Here is a 19,083-nt window from a genome sequence, read left to right as displayed (position 1 = left end):
TTCTCCCACTTAATCGCACCCGAAATATAACTGATAAATTTACCTAGACCAATTGATTAATGGCTTAAATACGTCATTCAATAGTCCGTGTCCATGACGCCCATTGCTGCCACCTAATATTGCTGCCATCTAGCATTGGCAGGCTGCCGTTAAAGCTATGCTGGCTGTGCCGAGCTGCCGTCGAACGGGTTGCTAACTAAAGGCCTTAGTCGCCTACTGCATACTGCAGTTTTTAGCGGCTAAGGCCCACCGTGGGCACAAAGCTACAATTTCAAGTTGCCCAATCTATATCACAGTTGAGCCACATTGCTAAGCCTCAGTGCTATGGATTTTTATTAGCTTCGGTACTGGGTGATTTAGCGTAACGCCAATAAACGTAGTAGCCAGCATCCTTTTGGCTATCCCCAAGATGCTGACTACTACGGATTGTTTATGAGCTACGGTCCTTGCTTCAGTCGGTTGAAGCCTGGGCCATGGCTTGTGATGGTTCTGCATTGGCTCCAGAATCAGAATCGTCGTCCTGATTGAAGACTACGCGCAGCAGCGGTGGAGCTACAAACGTGGTGAAAATTACCATGACAATAATTGCGGCATCCAAGGATTCGGATAGGACGCCGCTGGCCGCGCCTACACCGGCAAAAACTAAGCCTACTTCTCCGCGAGGAATCATGCCTACGCCGATGGCCAGGCGATTGATATCCTCTTGGCCAAAGACGGTGAATCCGGTGATGACCTTGCCGATGATGGCGACGATGACCAGAAAGGAGGCGATGATCAGCCCCTCTCGATTATCTGGATTTAAAGGGTTGAGCACACTGATGTCTGTGTGGGCACCCACCGTGACAAAAAAGACCGGCACCAGCATGTCTGCGATGGGGCTAATTTGCTCTTCTAGTTCTTTGCGTTTTGTCGTTTCTGCCAAAATTAACCCGGCTGCGAAGGCCCCTAAGATTGCCTCGAGCTGGATGGCAGCGGCAATATAGGACAGTACAAACGCAAAAATCAGGGAACTAATCAGCACCTGACCTCGGGTTTGCATCTGGTCTACAACCATGACAAAGAATGGACTCAGCAACCGGCCAATGAGGATGGACCCCACGAGGAAAACGGCTGCGCCAATAATTAGAAAAATAACGTTTGTGATTTCAATTTCACCGGTTTTGGCAAGACTCGCAACGACTGCCAACACAATAATGCCGAGGACGTCATCTAGTACAGCCGCACCAATGATGATTTGGCCCTCCCTAGAGCTGAGGGTTTGCAGTTCTGCGAGCACTTTGGCGGTAATACCGATGCTCGTGGCGGTTAGGGCCGCTCCCGCAAATATCGCTGGAATCGTCGCCACATTAAAAAACGCTATCAGACCTACGGTTCCGGCTACAAAGGGCACAACCACACCAACGATGGCGACCACTGCGGCCTGGGGGCCTACGCGAATCAGTTCTTTTAAATCTGACTCTAGACCAATTTCAAATAGCAATATGACAACGCCAATTTCGGCCAGGACAGAAATAACCTCGCTCTGGCTTTTGAAAATTGCGAGTAGGGCGTCTGGTTCTAGGTGGGCGGTCAGCTGTAGAAAGTCCATTAAGGCCGAATGCACCGGTTCAGCCCCCTCTGGAAAAACAACCAGATTTAGGGCCGAGACCCCAACAATGACACCGCCCACAAGTTCACCTAACACGGATGGCAAGTTTACTCGGGCACAAAGCTCGCCACCGAGCTTTGCCGCTAAATAAATGACGATTAGGCTAAGCAAGACGCTGGCTAGAACAAATGGACCTAGCTCAGCTTCATTGACTTCTGCTAGCAATGGCATCGCATTGCCCGGTAGCAGAGTGCCGCTAAAGAGATTGATCATGCGAACCGAAGAAACTTACTCATCCTGTTTACTCTACATGAGTTAGCTCGTCGCTATTAGCGTATTCGGTAACTGTTTCTAGCTTTCTTTAAGGAAAATTAACTGTGGCCATCACCGCCGCGTTTTCAGGCAAAGACTCGGTGTTTGAGGGATGGCATTTGTTGCCGCACTTGCCCTAGTCGGGAGGGGGTGATTTCGGCAATGGCCATCCCGACATCCTGGCCCGCATCGGCTAGCACAATGCCCCAGGGGTCAACAATCATGGCATGGCCATGGGACTGACGGATGCTGTTGTGAAAACCGGTTTGGGCGGGGGCAATGATATAGCAGGTGTTTTCAATGGCCCGTGCCTGTAGCAGTACTTGCCAGTGGTCTTTGCCGGTGTAGGCGGTAAAGGCTGCAGGGACTGTGATCACCTCTGCTCCCAGGTTGGATAGGTGGCGATACAGCTCTGGGAAGCGTACGTCGTAACAGACGGAAATGCCCAGTGTCCCTAGATTGGGGGTGGCGCAAATTGAGGGTAATGCTTCCCCTGAGGTGACGGTGGCCGATTCTTCGTAGGTGTTGCCGTCGGGCAGGTTGACGTCAAATAAGTGGACTTTGGCGTAGCGCAGCAAGACATCGCCATGGCTATCTACCAATAGGGCTGTGTTGTAGATTCTGCCGTCGTTGGTGGGGACCGGATAGCCGCCGCCTAGAATGGTGACCTGATAGCGCTGGGCCATGGTCTTGAGAAATTGTTCACTGGCGGTGCAAATTTCAGCTGCTTGGGCCAGTTTGCCAGCTTCATCCCCTAAAAAGGAGAAGTTTTCCGGCAGGGTAATGTACTCGGCTCCACGACGAACGGCGAGATCAATCAGCTCCTCTGCCTGGGTGAGGTTTTTTGCCAGATCAGGAACGCTGGTCATCTGCAACGCTGCAGCCAGATAGGATTTCATTAGGGCGCTTGCTAGTGAATGTGACCTTGGCCCTTTATTCTACGGGGCGGATTGGTCAGTTGGAAAGCGTCTTTTTTGCGTTATCTGGCTGAGTATATACTTGGCCATTGCCGATTGCGGGCTGAATCAATTTATACGTTTGGTGATGGGTCGCTACTTAGGTCTGAAAATCAGCCTGGGCATCAGCCGTGGCTAAACTTGCAAGAGTGCCAACTGCCAGACTTGGTACCCGAGGCGATTTAGGTGTAGCCCATCGGTGGTGAGTTCTTCGCGCAGATTGCCCCGAGCATTACTAAAGCTGGGGTGTAGATCGAGATAGTCGATCTGGTGATAGTCGGTAAGTTGGGCGATGCGACTGTTGAGATCGCGGACCCGAGCGCTGGGGATATTTTCCCAACGGGTTGGCAAAATGGAGTGAACGACGACTCGGGCATGGGGATGTTGCTGTCTGAGGCGCGCCATGATCTGATGCAAGTTGGTCAAGATTTCTTGATCGCTGGCTCCGTTTTTGAGGTCGTTAACGCCAGCCATGAGATGGATGGTGTCGGGATTTGTATTGGCAAACGCGGATAAGCGCTTGAGGATGCCTCCGGTGGTATCGCCAGAAATGCCTTGGTTTAACCAGAAACGATCGCGGGGGAGCATTTCTGGCGGTAGCCACATGCTTAGGGAGTCGCCGACGACGACGGTCAGGCGATTGCTGCCCTGGCCAGATGCGATCGCATCGGCTTCCCGTTTGAGTAGTCCGCGCCATTCCTCATAGTTGGGCTGGTATTTGGCTTGGGCCCACTGTCCATGGAAGCTATCGGGCGTGATCCGCGTATATAAAGATCCCGCTTGTAGCGCTGCCCAGCGTTGTTCAAATAGCTGAGGGCCGCTGGCGGGCTTGGGACCAAGGTTAATGGAGACTTGGCGGCGCGCTACTTCTAAGGCACGGGGTGTGGTGGTGTATGCCTGTGGCCGCTGTGGAATCGTTTGCTGAAGGCGCAATAGTTTTTGGCGTCGCGCTGCCGCTTCCCGAGAAAATTCAGGTGCCAGGGCCATATCGCCCTGAACCGTGGGCGCTGGGATTGCCTGTTCAATTTGACTCGCCGCATCAACCGCTGCTTTGGCCATCGGAGCAATGTCAACGTCCGGATTCGGACCGGTTAGCGGTTCTGGTGCAGTAAGTTGCGCCATTAACATTAGCAAATCTGCCATATGCCCAAAATTTCCTATCTCATGGAAAACACGACTTAAGTACTTAAATCGGCCATGGGCGGATAAATCAGGACGAAATCAATCGGTGCAGGTATATATCAAAAACTGTAACGAGGATCAGGAATCCTAAAGGGGCCACCGAGGGATGGATTATGGGAAATTCCCCTTGACAGTCTGGACACAAATTAACGATTATTAGATTCTGTGCAAAAAACTGCTCGGATCAGGTTTGAAGCAAATTTGCTACCTGTACGGCAAAGGGAGACTAAATGGCATACGCAATTATTGAAGCGAGTGGTACCCAACTCCGTGTGGAGCCCGGTCGCTTTTACGACATCAATCGTCTAGCTTTAGATGAAGACGCTAGCATCACTATCGATAAGGTTTTGCTGGTCAACGACGGTACTGAAACTAGCATTGGCCAGCCCTTGGTAGATGGGGCCAGCGTTAGTGGAACAGTGGTTCGTCATATGCGTGGTAAGAAGGTGATCGTCTATAAGATGAAGCCTAAGAAGAAGACTCGCAAAAAGCGTGGCCACCGCCAGGAACTTACCCGTTTGATGATTGATTCCATCAGCGTCGGTGGTAAAACCATTACGGCTGACGATGCTGCTAGCGAAGCAGAATAAAACGTCGCTAGGTTATCGCGTTACACTGAGTGAATCTTGGAGAAGTAAATCATGGCTCATAAGAAAGGTACGGGTAGTACGCGCAACGGTCGCGACTCTAATTCAAAACGCTTAGGCGTTAAAAAGTATGGCGGTGAAGTGGTAACCGCTGGCAATATTATTATTCGTCAGCGTGGTACAAAGGTTCACCCTGGTGAGAATGTCGGCCGCGGTAGTGACGATACTCTGTTCTCGCTCATTGATGGTGTTGTAACCTTTGAGCGTAAGGGCAAGAGCCGTAAAAAGGTTAGTGTTTATCCTGCAACGGCTTAATTGTGGGCTAGGTCGTTTTTGATATAAGCGCCTTCAGCCCATCTATCACTTTCCATAAAAATAAAGGCGTTGGGGCTATCGGGCCGCAGCGCTTTTATTTTTGTGGGTGCCTAATTTTCGAAATAATTTTAGTTTGCCAGACGTGCCGGGCAGGCGCATGGCACGTCTGGCAAACTTAGTCAGTCCGATTACAAACTGGGCAATCCTGTAGGGGCGCTCCCTTGTGGATGTTCTAGGATATCGGTTGCGAACAGTCAGAATTTTGGATCGGCATCGAAGGGCATCCTACCTAGGATTGTATGCCAACGGATTAAACCTTGTGTGCCTTGATGTGTAGTATTTGTTGCCTGTTCCCCCTAGGGCGAAAACTGTTGATGGATATTGTTTTGTCCTTGTTTTAGTGTGCAAAGGTACTTTGTTTATGGTTTGGTAGGGGTGGATGTTGTTGATGGATCGCTCCCTGGGGCGCTAAGGCCTGCTATGGCAGGGGTGAAAGGCCTGTATTGTCTTCTTTTAGAGGCCAATAGTACCCTTGGGGGTAATAGTAAAAAAATCCGGTGATAGGCACTATTGAAGGTATCTAACGGAGATCTGTAACCGTTCCTGACGTTAGGATAATTGCGATCGCATTCGTTTGACATCGTGAATAGATAATGTGGCAGAGAGTTGATGGGACACAATACCATGCCTCTTATGAACTCGAATTTTATGGTGTGCAGTTGAGGAAATCTCAGCTGTATTGTCGTGAATAGCCACTCTATCTAGTTTCCAGGAGAAGCCATTAGCCATCAGCCCCATCCATGCTTATGAAATCGCCTGCTATTAAAACCAATTTTCAGAACCTGCAAAAACTCTCTTCCATATCCGGTGACTTTGGTCAGAAAGAGTGTGATGAAAATAACCAAACAACCCAGTTCTTAGCAGAACTACATCAAGAATTTTTGGATGGCATATTAGTTTTTTCAGAACAGGGCGATCTAATTTATGCCAATGAAAATGCCGATTCTATTCTCTATCGCCTTTGTCGTGAGCAGGCTGAACTCTTATCCATTCCTGCCGAAATTTCCCACATCTGTCATTCCTTGACACGTAGCCGCAGTCAGTTTCCCCATCAAAATTGGTTGGTTGAGTTAGATATTGTTACCCAAGAAGGGGCAATTTTACATATTCGTGCCCGCTGGCTAACAACAAATTTAATTAACTGTCCCTGTCTCTTGCTGCTGCTAGAAGATCGTCAGCAGGCCCTGGCCAATATTGTGATGGAAGAAGCGCAGCAATATGGCCTGACGTCACGGGAAAAAGAAGTCTGGATGTTGCATCGTAACGATTTAACCTATAAACAGATAGCGGTGGAATTGGGGATTACGGCCCATACGGTCAAAAAGCATATGAAAAATATCCACTCTAAGAAAAAATACTCTGCGCTAGATATGCCAGAGTTTTCTCCCAGCTATGCGTTTTAAGCGGGCGTTTGCTTGTTCTGGGGTGAACCTTCGCGTTTAGCCGGTGGGAGCACTTTTGGCTAATGCCAGCAGCCCCAAGGATGGGCGGTATTTCTGTAACTGTTCGCCTTCATAGCTCGTCCCGCACCTAGATGCGGGGCGAGCTGTTTATTTGCAGGTGGTCTCTTGGCCGCAGCTTATTTCTTAGTTTTCGAGGCGCGTTTTTTAGCCGCTTTTATAGAGGTGTTATCGGTCTGGACCGATGCCCTGGGCGTATAAATCTGCAGGGGGTGCTCTGCTTCGAGTACGCCACATAGCAAAGCGGGGTGTGCTGGGGCGCCCACCCGCACCACGGCTCCCAAGTGGTAGACCTTATCAGTGGTGAGGTTGAGTTCTGCTGGTGGGGTTAGAGCCAGCTGTAGGGTGTAGAGGCTTTGTTGGCTGTCGGCGATGAGGGTGCTGGTCCCCAAATCGATGGTTGCGCCTGCCTGTAGCGGCTTCATGTAAAAATCTACTTGAATGGTGGGGGCAAGGGCCAGTAGAGCAATGGCGTTGGTTGCTTCGAACGCCAGGGTGATTTGCACTGAAAAAGGAGCGTCATAGGGCACAATTGCCTGGGCTGCTGGGCTGTCCGCAGGTGTTGCCCCTACACTCAGTCCATACACTTTACAGGTAATTGGAAGACTGGGGATATTAACGCTACTCATTGTTCAAGATTTTTGGAATAAGCTGCCTTCGCCATTGCTACTACAAAGCATAGAGTAATAGGTGCAACACCTTCGGAGTCGTATATTCCAGAGGCCGCTGCGGCCTTCAGTAACGCCGGTTTGTTTACGGAATGTGAATCAGAACTTTTGGGAAAATCAGGTCAATTTTATCGCTAAAAGTACCCTGGGGAGGTACCTGGGTCGCTGTAGTAAAAGTATCACTACGTATAAACCCTTAAGCGGATACATAGCAAGCGTTGGGGATGGCTTACGGTTTCCTGCTTTTCGATTTGAAGTCCATGGGATATGCCCCTCAATAGGTTGATCCTGGATGGGCATGTCTGTTCGGGATATGGAGCTGAATAGTCGTTATTTCACTATATTTATTGGTCATACTCCAAAAATGTAGCAACGCTATTTCTGTCTGGGAGTCATGGTCTTGGGGTATCCCTTGAGGGGAATTCTCAAATCAAAAATGCTCAGCCATTATGGAGGCGTAGCAAGCGAGAGAACAGAATCTTAAGGATAGCGCCGTTGTCAGATGTGTTATTGAGATTCTCTTCCCTATTGCTATTAACTAACTAAATCAAGAGGAAAACGTTATGTCTGTTACAATCCCTGGTGGTGCTCCCATTGGTTCTTCTCCGGTAGCTGCTAGACCTCAGTCTGAGCAATTGAAGCACGAGTATACGGCGACTGAAACATATTCTAGAAATATTCTAGGCCCTGTTGAGTTTGAACTTTATGATTTGCAGGTTGCGGCTTCTGTCGCATCTCCCACCCTGCCTGGTCAGGTTTCCCCTGCTAATAAGGCGCAAATCGTTGAAGATGGCGAAGTCTTTAAGCTAAAGACTAAAATTCGTTTCAACAATACTCCGCTGACTCGCTTGCTGCTTTGCCTCGGCATTGATGTAAAGATTAACTTCTGCATCGAAGGCTGTGGTGGTAATGCCACTGAAGTTGATGTTTCCAGCTCTATCACTACTCAGAAAGGTGAATTCGAGTACGAAATCGAGTGGGCCGGTACACCTAAAGTCGCTGGTATGACTCCTGGTTTCTATGCGATCGCAGCTGTTGCCAACATCGAAATGTCCGATCATCCTTGTGCACCTTGCCTCCTTGGTGCAGGGTATGTAGCAGGTGTTTTGATGCAGGTTTACGACGCCTAAGATACGACTCGCTAGCTGTGTAGATTTGGACCACTTTCAGATTTACTCAGCTAGAAGCGTTATCTACTAGGTTAGAGCCACCAGTATGTATTGATAAGCCTAAAAATAAGCTGTGATGACTTGTAATCCAAGGATTCCAGCTTATTTTTGGTCATGGTTGTCATCGGGGTGTAATTTTTTGTTGACCTCAGACATCATCTTTCTAAGGATCAGCAACGCCTCAATTAACTATCTCCTCAATTAGCAATCGTAAAACAACAGTCTGAATGGAACGGGTGTCCATCACTAGTTATATCCCTATGCCCTGGTCTGAATGGAACGGGTGTCCATCACTGGTTATATCCCTATGCCCTGTTGGGGGTTGATGTCGTTCTGCGGTTAAGGGAGTGGCTCCTAAGCCTTCGATAACGTGCTTTCAACCACTATTTAAACCTTCGGAAGGAAATGGGTCATGACAGATTCATCGCATCGAAAACATCAAGCTAAAACCAATGGTCTAGATTTAGACGATTTAACCTTAGTCGAAGGCATTGGCAAGGTTAAACACCTTTGGCTTCAGGGCATTGGCATTCATACACTACAGGAACTGGCGGCGGCCATAGCCCAGGACTTGCAACGCCAATTAGATACCCAGGGGCATGTTGCCCAGCTGAGTGAAGTGGAGCGCTGGATCGCCCAGGCCCAGGTTTTGCTGACCTCAGCGGGTATGGCCACAACATCTGGACAAAAGGATGCTGCTGACTTGAACGAACATGATGAATTAGTAGCGCCGTTGAACCAGTCTCCAGAACTTTGGCAAACTGTTGCCGCGTTTACGGTGGAATTTCAGGCCCGCATTGATGATAACGAACATGTCCAGTACCGTACGCTGGTCCGTCATGTTGCTACCGATGAAGAGGAAAGCTGGGCTGGGTTAGGTTCTGCTGACTTGCAGGCATGGTTGCGCACCCAAGTGTCCGAGCATATTCCTCCTGCTTCCATCGGGGGCAATCATCCGCCAATGAATGCGGATGTGATCGATCCAGAAAATATTGATCATCTCGTGATTCCCATTATTGAAGAACTATATCTTCTACAGCCTGCGGCGACCGGAGCTGCCATGGGCTTACACAAGCCTAATAAGTTGTTTCCCGCGCCGTTGGAAGGCAATCGACCTTTTTCGGTCGCACTACAGTTTGGTATTCAGCCGCAAGATGCGTTAGATCAGCTAACGCAAGTCCTGTCCTATAACGTAGAATGCTACGCTCGCAGCATTAAAAGTGGAGACATTATTCCCCTAGGAGAGACTCCAAAAACAAGATTATATCCCCAAGATTCCTCCTATACGGCGTATTTACCGACTACCCGCTTAAAGAAAGGGCTGTATCGCCTACAAGTTTTTCTCAATTTGGAAGGTGCCCAAGCCTTGCCAACATTTTTAGAAGTTCCCATTCTACAGGTTGTCTAACCTACACCGAATATCATGAGTTCATTTAATTGGTTAGGTTTTTTGACTCGTTGGAGTCAAGACATCCTGCGAAGTAAACACATTCAGCCGCAGGATAGTCAACAACCACAGGCTTGGTTGGGGTATCCTGGCGCTACCGAAGAGCAACTACAAGCTGCTGAGGCTCGGCTCGGTCAAAAATTACCCCCTTCCTATCGGGCCTTTTTGAAAGTGAGTAACGGTTGGCAAGAAACTACACCCTTTATTCAGGACCTGGGGTCGTCTGTAGATATCACTTGGTTTGCTACACAATATCCAGACTGGCTGAATCGTTGGATCCAACGATATCGTAGCAACTCTTTCTGGGGAACCCATGGGGCTACTACGATAGGTTATGTTTCTGACCAAGACTATTTTACCTATGGTGCTCCCCAGGATTGTCGCCATCTCAGAATGGAGTATCTCCAGAAAACCTTAGCTATCAGCGCCGTTAACGATGCCGCTATTTATCTACTTAACCCTGAAGTGGTTACCGAAGACGGTGAGTGGGAGGCTTGGTTTTTAGCGGATTGGTTACCCGGTGCTGACCGATATCCCTCATTTCAAGCCCTGATGGAAGCAGAATGTAGAAATTCCCAAGAACTTCGTCAGGAATTTACTCCACCAGACACCTCCATAGAATTATCCGTAGTATCAAATACCGATGTGCAGCCGCGATGGCAGGTTAGCTGCCATCTATGGCCAGGGATAGAAATTGAAAGACTTTGTCAATGGATTATAGAACGGGTAGAGCAGGTAGTGTACTCCTGCTGAGATCTGGACTGTCGATATTGAAACATATTTAACAAACCTTCGAAGATGAATATTATTACTCGCCTAAGAATGTTTGAGTGGCAGATGTTTCTTGAAAAATGGAGCCGAGAATTCATTGAGTCTGCCAGTAATATTGATCAGATACCCCATGATGTTCTGGAGTCTGGGTGGTTGGGATACCCTGGTGCGACTGAAGAACAAATTAGGCAAGCGGAGTCTCGATTACGTATACGCTTACCCCCTTCCTATCGAGATTTTTTAAAGGTCAGCAATGGCTGGCGTCAAATGACCCCATTTATCTATCGAGTGTGGTCGGTGGAACAAATTGATTGGTTTTTTTCAAGACATCAAACATGGATTGAAGCCTTTATTAACAAACAACTAAAATCAATCAATCGATTACATTACAATTTTGATAGATGTCATCCTACGCCTATTGATGACGCAGACTATTTGTTGTACGGAGAAGCTCAAGATTGTCGTAAAGTGCGCTATGAATATCTAAAAACAGCCTTAGAAATTAGTGATAAAGGTGAATCAACGATTTATCTGCTCAATCCTCAGGTTCGCAACGATGAAGGTGAATGGGAGGCTTGGTTCTTTGGCGATTGGTTGCCAGGTGCAGATCGCTATCCTTCCTTTCGCGAGATGATGGAAGCAGAATATGTCAATTTTCTAGAGATGAGAGAGATTCTTTGAGCTGATTGCTGACTTGTAGGTGTACCCCTTAATTCTACAGGTTGGAACCTTTATATAAGGTGCTTTAAGCAGAATTTTTTCGAAGTATTTATAGGAAAACACTTACAAGGGGGCAGTAATGATGACGGTTTCTTCTAATAGTTCAAATTTTCAGCACACAGATCGAAACGGTAAACAAAAAAACTCTTGTCAAATGCTTTTGTCTGAGGAACAAAATGCTATTAATTTAGATTGGATTAGAGAATGTCTGAATGGTATTTTAGTATTCACTACTCAACAAAATCTGGTTTATGCTAGCGATGATGCCTATGATATCCTTAGCTGTTTCCATTCCCAGGGTATAAACAACTATGGAGATATTCCAGAAGAAATTTTACATATTTGTCAGTCGTTGATCCAGAGCCGATTGTTATTTCCCCATCAAAATTGGTTGATGGAATTTGATATTGTTACCCAAAATGCAGCCATTATCCATATTCGCTCTCGCTGGTTAAAAGGCGATACCTTAGAAGAGCCATATTTAATTCTTTTGCTTGAAGATCGTCAACAGGCGGTAACCCATATTTTACTGGAAGAAGCAAAAAAATATGGGTTTACTCCCCGTGAGAAACAGGTGTGGATGTTGCACCGTAATTCGCTGACCTATAAGCAAATTGCTAAAAAGTTAGATATTACCCCCAATACGGTTAAGAAGCATATGCGTAGCATTCACGCGAAACGCAAACAGGCATCTCCTTCCTTATAATATTTGGTTTCGCTAGCGAGGGTGTTGATTTAATGCGAGTGAGAGAGTAAGCGTCCCTGGAACAGAGTTGAAAGAGGGTGTCGGCTGAGTGGTAGCTTTGACTCTGCTTAGCTAGCGAGGGCTATGGGACAGTTACGTGAAGATGTCAATCTTTTGGTAAGGTTTGCAACTAATGAGATATTTGAGGTGGCCATGTCCATCCATATAACCTAGAAGGGTATAATCACTAGATAGTGATAAATGATCCCATCGATTACTTGCTGGCAGAAGCGGGAATTCTAACTAAAGAAGTTTAGAAAAGAAAAAAATAGAGACGTATACTGCACTACATTCATTGCGTCTTGATGTTTTCTGAAGGTTAGTTTATGGATTCCCTCTGTCCTTTTTATCCCTTGCGTAGTGTTATTCGCTGCATTGCCAAGACTAATTTAACGGTTACTCCCGAAGCCTGTAGCTCAGGCTTAATTTGGGATGAGGCACTGTTTACTGAATTGGCTGCAACCTATTTGAAACCTTCGTTGCAGCCTGCTTTAGCCACAGGATATCGCTCGCGTGATGAAGCGTCTGCCGTTGAGTCAGAACTGGCCGATGTTCTAGTCAAAACCTATCAACACATTTTAGAGCAGCGAGAGAACGAACAAGTGCAGCTGCTCAATAGCCTTTTATAGGAAAAAACTGCGGCAATTTGCTAGTTTTATCGGCGGTCTTAGGTACTGCTGCTGAACTGTTTTTGTGGAGCAGCACAGTGTATCAGGGAAGTTTGGCATAATCACGTAGATTGGGGCCTAGATGTGATGGGCAATCTAACAAAGATGCTTTTGGGGCATCGCAGTTAGGCGTTTTGCTGTTGCTGAATTCGGGAATCAGACTGTCGGATATAGGGACTGTTTGTCTGTAGTTCGCGGTTAAGGTTATACCGACAATTGGCAACACTGGACATTTACATTCTTCGAGATTTATAAACTTGCCCATGGCCTCCCAGTGTCTGTTTTATCCATTGCGGGGTGTGATTCGTTGCTTGGCGAAATCATACCTAACGATGACGTCTGAAGCTGGGGTGTATCTAGTTTGGGATAAGCAGCTGTTCGCGAGGTTAAGCGCTGCACTATTGAACCCTACCCTACAGCCCTTGTTGATATTGCCATGCGAGTCTCGTGATGAGGCGGCGCTGGTCGAAGAATATTTAGCAAGGTTATTGGCTAACACATATCAGCGTATGTTGCGTCAGCGCCATGAGGAAACAGTGCAACAGCTGAATGAGCTGTTGCAAAAATAGCGATTACTCTTTCTAGGCTTTATTTAATAACGACCTAATCTACAGATTTACTGCTTCTGTAAGGAACCTGCATATTTCTCATAACGGCGCGTATAGAAGTGCAACAGCACATGATGACTACGTGTCTAGGGGGAAATTATGGTTCGTCATGAATTTCGCAAAAATGGTAAGCGTTTCCTACGTATGTGGAATCGTAAAACCGGTTTAGTTCAGATTTTTTCGCGGGTTGGCAATCAGTGGTTGTTGTCTGAACAATACTATGCGTAAGCGGCATGTGTTTACGTGCTAAAACGTCTTGCCTCAATGTATTGAGACTGACGTTGGCAGGGGTCGATCAAAGGTTAAGCTTGCTATGAAAATTCAATGGACAAAGCTAATTTTCAAAACTGTTATTTGGTTCGCTACGGAACTGACATTGACTTGTTTAGGTTTAGATGATTTAGCAGATTACACTGAGTTTGTGTTTCAAAATCGTGGCGACCTAACAATAGCTGTTTCTTCTAGCGATATTACAACGCTAGTGTGACGAAATTAGTTGTGCTCAGTCTGATCTGTGCTTTAGCCTTGACGCACTAAAGTGCGGCAAATTAACGATGGCTTAAGTGATCATACGGTGTTGGAATCATTTCAAGTTTTTTTATAATGAATCAACTCAATAATTTTGAGTCCGCTTGTCGTCAAGTGTCCTTGTAGAAGTGGCATCTATTCGCTGGCATGCTTTGCACAGGGAAATTATGGTTCCTAGCCTGCTAGGCAGCATCAGATGTCTTTAAATTCAAAGCCGATCATCTACCGTATGCTGGCGTCAATAGTCTTACCTCGAAAATGGGTGAATCGTTACATCCTCACGTTTATCCTTGTCCGTCACTGTTAGCCGAACACTGTGGGCAAGCGTGTGCGAAAAATATTCTTTTAATTGCGGATAACCTGGGCGATGCCATCTCAATTCGAGAGATGCTTGGTGCTTGCGAGGGCATGTCTGTATTCAATTTGGTTCATGCTGAGTCTTTGGCGATGGGCTTACAGTGTCTGCAGCAAAACGGCTTTGATGTTGTGTTGTTAGATTTGGAGCTGCCAGATAGTCAAGGCATTGAAACGTTGGTACGGATGCAGCAATCGTTTGCAAATATTCCAACGGTGGTGTTGACTGAGTTTGCCGATGAGAAGTTTGCTGTGCAGTTGATACGGCAGGGTGCCCAAGCTTTTTTGGTGAAAGGTAATATTAATTCGAGCTGGTTGAAGAGTGCTTTGACTGTCTCTGTGACTAAATTTGAGTGTGTCGCGCAACAACAGCAGCAACAACAGCGATTAGAGCAGTCCAATCAGGATTTACATCGTCAGATGACGGTTTGTGTGGATGAATTGCATCGATTACGGCAAGAGTTGAAGACCCTTTCCACACTTGCTGCTACGGATAGTCTGACGGGCATTGCGAATCGTTATGGGTTTGAGCAATGTCTAGAACGAGAGTGGGACCATGCCTATCGTTCTCAAAGATCTCTAGCGTTAATCATGCTAGATCTGGACTATTTTAAGCAGTTTAATGATGGTTATGGCCATATTCAGGGGGATTCCTGTTTACGGCAAGTGGCGCAAACGCTGCAGTCTCACTTGGAGAATTTTCAGGGGATGGTGGCGCGTTATGGCGGAGAGGAGTTTGTTGCGATTTTGCCTGACACGTCGGTGCAGTCGGCTGTTCAGGTGGCAGAAACTTTGAGGATAAGTATTCAGGCGTTGGCTATTCGCCATCCGAACTCTGCTATTAGTCGTTGGGTGACGGCTAGTTTAGGTGTGGCTGCAGCGGTACCCACCGCCAAGGATGTGGCTGCCGATTTGGTTCATGAGGCCGATCAGGCACTATATTGCTCTAAAAAACAAGGACGCGATCGCATCGTCTATTTTCAATCCCCTAAAGTTTTCCATGAACCATTATTTCTTAAGCAATAGTGGAACGTCAGCATAGACGGCTGCAACCCTCTAATTGCATCGCTTCATCGTTAATTGGCCGTTCATTAACATGGGTAAGAGCCAGTCGCAGAGCTGTGTAAGCTGTTGATTGTCTTTTTTACGAGATGTAGATCTTACGATGGATTCAAACTCTTGAATCAACATTATCAGCGGCAAACAAATTATTGTGTTTAAGGCAATATCCCTGGCCTCACTTGTCCGTTTGAGAAAAATATTCGCAGTATACCCAACCAAATCTGCTAAATTTTCTGATTTTGTCTAGATATTAGCCATCCGAAGGTGGGAAATTGTCAAAATCAACAATGGACTTAAGTCGCTGAGGAATTGTTGTCTGTGTAAACCATCAAATCTCCAGGCTGACACTTGAGCGCTTTGCACAGAGCATCTAGTGTTTGTGCATCAATCCGACTTACCTGACGACGAACTTTCAATCGTGAAATTGAACGCTCACTAATACCCGTAAGTGTCGCTAAATCTTTATTGCGGATATTTTTTTCGGCCATGATAATGGCCAGTCGCCAATGGATCACGTTGAGTGATGAATCAGAACTATGTGCCAAGCAGATGCTAACACCAACTCATTAATGTGGTCGAAAAATGCGTCTAGAATCTATTTATGGATGCTAGCGGTTGTTTTTTGGCCTTTAGAAGGCTATCTTTTTTAAAGCAAAACTGCCTCCGAAATATCTCGAAGGCAGTTTGGTAGATGATGTTTTAGGGATTTGAACGGGACTAGCGCGATTCGTAGGCTTTGCCTTCTCGGAGAGTACGCGTGACCTACCGCGTCAAACTGTTTTGGACGGGACTAGCGCGATTCGAACGCGCGACCTACCGCTTCAGATTTGTGTGAGTTTCCCCACTCTCTGGACTATACCTTCACCTTGTGCTTTTGCCTTTAGGTGGTAGCCGTCTAGTCTCTACACCTTCTCCATCATAGATGCCTTGATAACAGCCTTAAGCTGCTAAACATCACATTTGACTGAGCTTGGCTCGGTATTGCCATGAAGTGTTGCCATTGCGGTCAACTAACAACCAATCCAATGTTTTGCAATCGCTCTTGTGCCGCATCGTTTAACAACAAAAAAGTGCCGAAAAAGCGCAAACAACAAAAGTACTGTAAACATTGTGACGTTCCAGTTTTTGGCAGGCGAACTACCTGTAATAACTGCAACCCATCATATGTAGATTGGACAAAAGTTACCCTTGGAGACGTTAAACAAAAAGCATCTTTCCAATACTCTGCACGAGTCAGGCAGCTTGCTCGAAAGCTTTATCTGCGATCTAACAAACTGCAAGAATGTCTAATTTGTGGCTATGACAAGCATTTTGAAGTTTGCCATAAGCGTGCCATTAATGATTTCACAGATGATACGTTCATCGCTGAAGTCAATGACTTAGACAATCTAGTTGCTCTTTGCCCCAATCACCATTGGGAATATGACCACCATCACCTCACTTTTTAGGTTTCACCGACTTTGACTACATTCACATGCCGGGTTTCCCCATGCAGTGCCCGATATTCAGGAGGCGGTTGCTCTATCCAGCTGAGCTACAGCCCCAAAACCATCTTGTAAAGAGTACAACGTATACCCTGTCCATAGGACAATTTGTCTGTAAAATCCGCCATAGTGCGCAGATATTATCAGCTCTCTACCCAACGAGGCACATATTTCCAGCCATTCTTCAATATTTTGCGGTATGGCTCAAAACCTGGCATTTTTTCCGAGACTAGCTGCCAAAATGATTGAGAATGGTTCATATGCACTGTATGGCAGAGTTCATGTACCAACACATACTGAACCACTTCCTTGGGCAAAAAAAGCAATTTGTAGTTAAGGCTGATATTTTTGCTGCTAGAGCAGCTGGCCCACCGAGTTTTTTGCCCCCGCACCGAAGGTCGCTTGAAGGGTAGGTCCAGGTCAAAGCTAAGCTGTCGTATCCAGGGCACCAGTTCTTTATGGGCTTTGTGGCCTAACCATTCGCAAAGTACCTGATTGCAAATGGCAAAACTCTCAACCTGGCCGCGTATTTTGAGTTGATTGCCAGGCATTGGTATACACAGGGTGGGGCCTGGGGATGCTTCGTAGCTAATGTGCCAAACTTCGTGGGCGTCTGTTTGCTCTAGGTCTGCTAGCCAGCGTAGCTCCAGTTTTTCTGGCTGGCGCATCTGCCAGTCGGTTACCGTATCCTGACGTTCCTTAGAGAGCCGTTCTCGATTTTTTAGGATCCAACCTCGCCGTTTTTTGATCAAGGTCGGAATTTTATTGCAGTTATATGTGGGCGGAACAACTACTTCCACATTGCCATCTACAGTAATTTTAATGGAAACATGTTTGGCCCGTTTGCTTTTGCGGACAGTGTAGTCAATGTGCTCGGATGACGGTGGTTCTGAGGGGGGAAATAGCTCTAGCTGCGCCATGGTCAAGGGGCAAACTCCATGTGCTTTTTAGTCTAGCTGACGAAGCTTGATAGGACATGGCGTCTTTAAGCTTTTTCCAGGGAGGGCAACTATGCATCTAGGGCATAAAATACTATGTGAACAAAGAAAAATGCTGTTTTATCTTCGGATTTTTACCAATGGCCCACTTAAAAACGCGACTATGGTTATCGATGGCGGCACTATTTCTGCTGAGCGCCTGCGGTGGTGATGATGGGGACGTCAATAGTGTGGCAGATAAAACGGTCACTATTTTGGGTGTGGTGGTTGGCGAACAGCAAGAGAAGTTAGAAGCGGCGCTGCAGCCCTTTGAAGACGAGACGGGGATTGACGTCATTTACGAAGGTACGGATTCCTTTGCGACGTTGCTGCCGGTACGGGTGGAGTCGGGTGATGCCCCCGACATTGCCATGTTTCCCCAGCCGGGACTCATGGCTAGTTTTGCTAGCGCTGGGCAAATGGTGCCGGTAACGGAGTTTATGGATGAAGCGACGCTGTCGGCGGCATTTCCTGAAACATGGTTATCGTTAGCCACCGTCGATGATAGCCTTTACGGGATTTGGTATCGGGCCTCGATCAAAAGCTTGGTGTGGTACAACCCCAGTGCCTTTGCTGCCCAAGGGTTTACGGTGCCAAACACCTGGGATGAGATGTTGGCCCTGAGCGATGAGTTGGTGGCACTGGGGGTGAATCCCTGGTGTGTGGGCTTAGAAAGTGGTGAAGCCACTGGCTGGCCAGGGACCGACTGGGTGGAAGATATTATGCTGCGGACGGCGGGGCCGGAGGTTTATGATCAGTGGATTGCCCACGAGATTCCGTTTAATGATGGGGCGGTGCAGGAGGCCTTTGAGGAATTTGGCAATATTGTCCTCAATGAAAGTTATGTAGTGGGTGGTGCTGTGGGGGCGATTAGTACGCCCTTTGGCGATGCGCCCCAAGGGCTATTGGGGGAGACGCCCACCTGCTATTTGCACCGTCAGGCTAATTTTATTGCTAGCTTTTTGCCTGAAGGTGTTAACCCATCCGAGGCGCTGGATATCTTTTTGCTGCCGGGGATTGACCCGGCCTATGGCACCCCCGTTTTGGTGGCTGGGGATGTGTTCGGCATGTTTAATAACACCCCGGAAGCCCAGGCGTTGATGGCGTATTTGGCCACCCCGACCCCCCATGAAATTTGGGCGGAGTTGGGCGGCTTTTTATCGCCCCACAAGCAGGTGGGTTTAGAGGTGTATCCAGATGCCCTTAGCAAAAAGCAAGCTGAGTTTTTGAGTACTGCGGAGACGATTCGATTTGATGGTTCGGATATGATGCCAGGAGCTGTGGGCACGGGGACATTTTGGTCCGGTGTGGTGGACTATGTGTCTGGGGAGCCGGTGGAAGATGTGTTGGATGCGATTGAGGCAAGCTGGTCAGAATAACCGTTCAGGGTGGGCATTGCCCGTCCATGCTTGATGTGAGGGT

20 protein-coding genes are annotated in these 19,083 nt (G+C 47.3%); 14 read left to right on the top strand and 6 right to left on the bottom strand.

Going from position 1 to position 19,083, the window contains the following annotated elements; genetic code table 11:
- Positions 1-451: 451 nt before the first annotated feature.
- The 3 genes from IXB28_RS12205 to IXB28_RS12195 form a co-directional block, all read right to left on the bottom strand.
- Positions 452-1,861: a cation:proton antiporter gene (locus IXB28_RS12205; RefSeq protein ID WP_215618879.1), complete on the bottom strand. Its 1,410-nt coding sequence runs from the start codon at positions 1,859-1,861 to the stop codon at positions 452-454.
- A gap of 125 nt (positions 1,862-1,986) precedes the next feature.
- A complete protein-coding gene (locus tag IXB28_RS12200; protein ID WP_215618878.1) occupies positions 1,987-2,799 on the bottom strand; it encodes a carbon-nitrogen hydrolase family protein in 813 nt (270 codons plus the stop codon).
- A 192-nt stretch (positions 2,800-2,991) separates the two neighbouring features.
- A complete protein-coding gene (locus tag IXB28_RS12195) occupies positions 2,992-3,999 on the bottom strand; it encodes a GDSL-type esterase/lipase family protein (RefSeq protein ID WP_215618877.1) in 1,008 nt (335 codons plus the stop codon).
- Positions 4,000-4,268: 269 nt separating this feature from the next.
- Here IXB28_RS12195 and rplU point away from each other — a divergent pair, with 269 nt between their 5' ends.
- The 3 genes from rplU (at position 4,269) to IXB28_RS12180 (ending at position 6,403) form a co-directional block, all read left to right on the top strand.
- Entirely contained in the window at positions 4,269-4,628 is a 360-nt protein-coding gene (gene rplU / locus IXB28_RS12190) for a 50S ribosomal protein L21 (protein WP_215618876.1), read from the top strand.
- Positions 4,629-4,679: 51 nt separating this feature from the next.
- Entirely contained in the window at positions 4,680-4,940 is a 261-nt protein-coding gene (gene rpmA, locus IXB28_RS12185) for a 50S ribosomal protein L27 (RefSeq protein WP_215618875.1), read from the top strand.
- Between the two features lie 806 nt (positions 4,941-5,746).
- Positions 5,747-6,403 (top strand): helix-turn-helix transcriptional regulator, encoded by a 657-nt coding sequence (locus IXB28_RS12180; protein WP_215618874.1) that lies wholly within the window; start codon positions 5,747-5,749, stop codon positions 6,401-6,403.
- 176 nt (positions 6,404-6,579) lie between these two features.
- Here IXB28_RS12180 and IXB28_RS12175 read toward each other — a convergent pair whose 3' ends face one another.
- Positions 6,580-7,047 carry a hypothetical protein gene (locus IXB28_RS12175; RefSeq protein ID WP_215618873.1) on the bottom strand — a complete coding sequence of 156 codons (468 nt, stop codon included), beginning with the start codon at positions 7,045-7,047 and terminating at the stop codon, positions 6,580-6,582.
- 644 nt (positions 7,048-7,691) lie between these two features.
- On the opposite strand from IXB28_RS12175, the gene IXB28_RS12170 reads away from it, so the two are divergent.
- From IXB28_RS12170 to IXB28_RS12135, 9 genes are all read left to right on the top strand, one after another.
- Positions 7,692-8,258: a hypothetical protein gene (locus IXB28_RS12170; protein ID WP_215618872.1), complete on the top strand. Its 567-nt coding sequence runs from the start codon at positions 7,692-7,694 to the stop codon at positions 8,256-8,258.
- Between the two features lie 451 nt (positions 8,259-8,709).
- Positions 8,710-9,705 (top strand): hypothetical protein, encoded by a 996-nt coding sequence (locus tag IXB28_RS12165; protein WP_215618871.1) that lies wholly within the window; start codon positions 8,710-8,712, stop codon positions 9,703-9,705.
- A 15-nt stretch (positions 9,706-9,720) separates the two neighbouring features.
- Positions 9,721-10,497, top strand: a complete 777-nt coding sequence (locus IXB28_RS12160) for an SMI1/KNR4 family protein (RefSeq protein ID WP_215618870.1) — start codon at positions 9,721-9,723, stop codon at positions 10,495-10,497.
- A 45-nt stretch (positions 10,498-10,542) separates the two neighbouring features.
- Positions 10,543-11,196, top strand: a complete 654-nt coding sequence (locus tag IXB28_RS12155) for an SMI1/KNR4 family protein (RefSeq protein WP_215618869.1) — start codon at positions 10,543-10,545, stop codon at positions 11,194-11,196.
- Between the two features lie 118 nt (positions 11,197-11,314).
- Positions 11,315-11,941, top strand: a complete 627-nt coding sequence (locus IXB28_RS12150; protein WP_215618868.1) for a helix-turn-helix transcriptional regulator — start codon at positions 11,315-11,317, stop codon at positions 11,939-11,941.
- Positions 11,942-12,306: 365 nt separating this feature from the next.
- A complete protein-coding gene (locus IXB28_RS12145; protein WP_215618867.1) occupies positions 12,307-12,609 on the top strand; it encodes a hypothetical protein in 303 nt (100 codons plus the stop codon).
- A gap of 302 nt (positions 12,610-12,911) precedes the next feature.
- Complete coding sequence (locus IXB28_RS12140) at positions 12,912-13,217, top strand: hypothetical protein (RefSeq protein ID WP_215618866.1); 306 nt, start codon at positions 12,912-12,914, stop codon at positions 13,215-13,217.
- Positions 13,218-13,355: 138 nt separating this feature from the next.
- Entirely contained in the window at positions 13,356-13,484 is a 129-nt protein-coding gene (locus tag IXB28_RS16835) for a hypothetical protein (protein WP_274609695.1), read from the top strand.
- A gap of 558 nt (positions 13,485-14,042) precedes the next feature.
- Positions 14,043-15,164 (top strand): GGDEF domain-containing response regulator, encoded by a 1,122-nt coding sequence (locus IXB28_RS12135; RefSeq protein WP_215618865.1) that lies wholly within the window; start codon positions 14,043-14,045, stop codon positions 15,162-15,164.
- A 329-nt stretch (positions 15,165-15,493) separates the two neighbouring features.
- Here the strand turns inward: IXB28_RS12135 and IXB28_RS12130 are convergent, their stop codons facing one another.
- The gene (locus IXB28_RS12130; RefSeq protein ID WP_215618864.1) at positions 15,494-15,745 is read right to left on the bottom strand and encodes a helix-turn-helix domain-containing protein; all 252 of its coding nucleotides are present in this window, start codon (positions 15,743-15,745) and stop codon (positions 15,494-15,496) included.
- Between the two features lie 441 nt (positions 15,746-16,186).
- Between IXB28_RS12130 and IXB28_RS17080 the strand changes: the two genes are divergently transcribed.
- Positions 16,187-16,648, top strand: a complete 462-nt coding sequence (locus tag IXB28_RS17080) for an HNH endonuclease signature motif containing protein (RefSeq protein WP_407659197.1) — start codon at positions 16,187-16,189, stop codon at positions 16,646-16,648.
- A gap of 179 nt (positions 16,649-16,827) precedes the next feature.
- On the opposite strand, the gene IXB28_RS12120 is transcribed toward IXB28_RS17080, so the two are convergent.
- Entirely contained in the window at positions 16,828-17,604 is a 777-nt protein-coding gene (locus IXB28_RS12120; RefSeq protein WP_215618862.1) for a M48 family metallopeptidase, read from the bottom strand.
- 191 nt (positions 17,605-17,795) lie between these two features.
- On the opposite strand from IXB28_RS12120, the gene IXB28_RS12115 reads away from it, so the two are divergent.
- Positions 17,796-19,040: an ABC transporter substrate-binding protein gene (locus IXB28_RS12115; protein WP_246559758.1), complete on the top strand. Its 1,245-nt coding sequence runs from the start codon at positions 17,796-17,798 to the stop codon at positions 19,038-19,040.
- Positions 19,041-19,083 lie beyond the last annotated feature (43 nt).

The organism is Leptothoe kymatousa TAU-MAC 1615, from assembly GCF_018739865.1.
GTDB lineage: Bacteria > Cyanobacteriota > Cyanobacteriia > Phormidesmidales > Phormidesmidaceae > Leptothoe > Leptothoe kymatousa.
The sequence above is the reverse complement of the archived record's forward strand: the minus strand, read 5'-3'. Positions and strand labels throughout refer to the sequence as shown.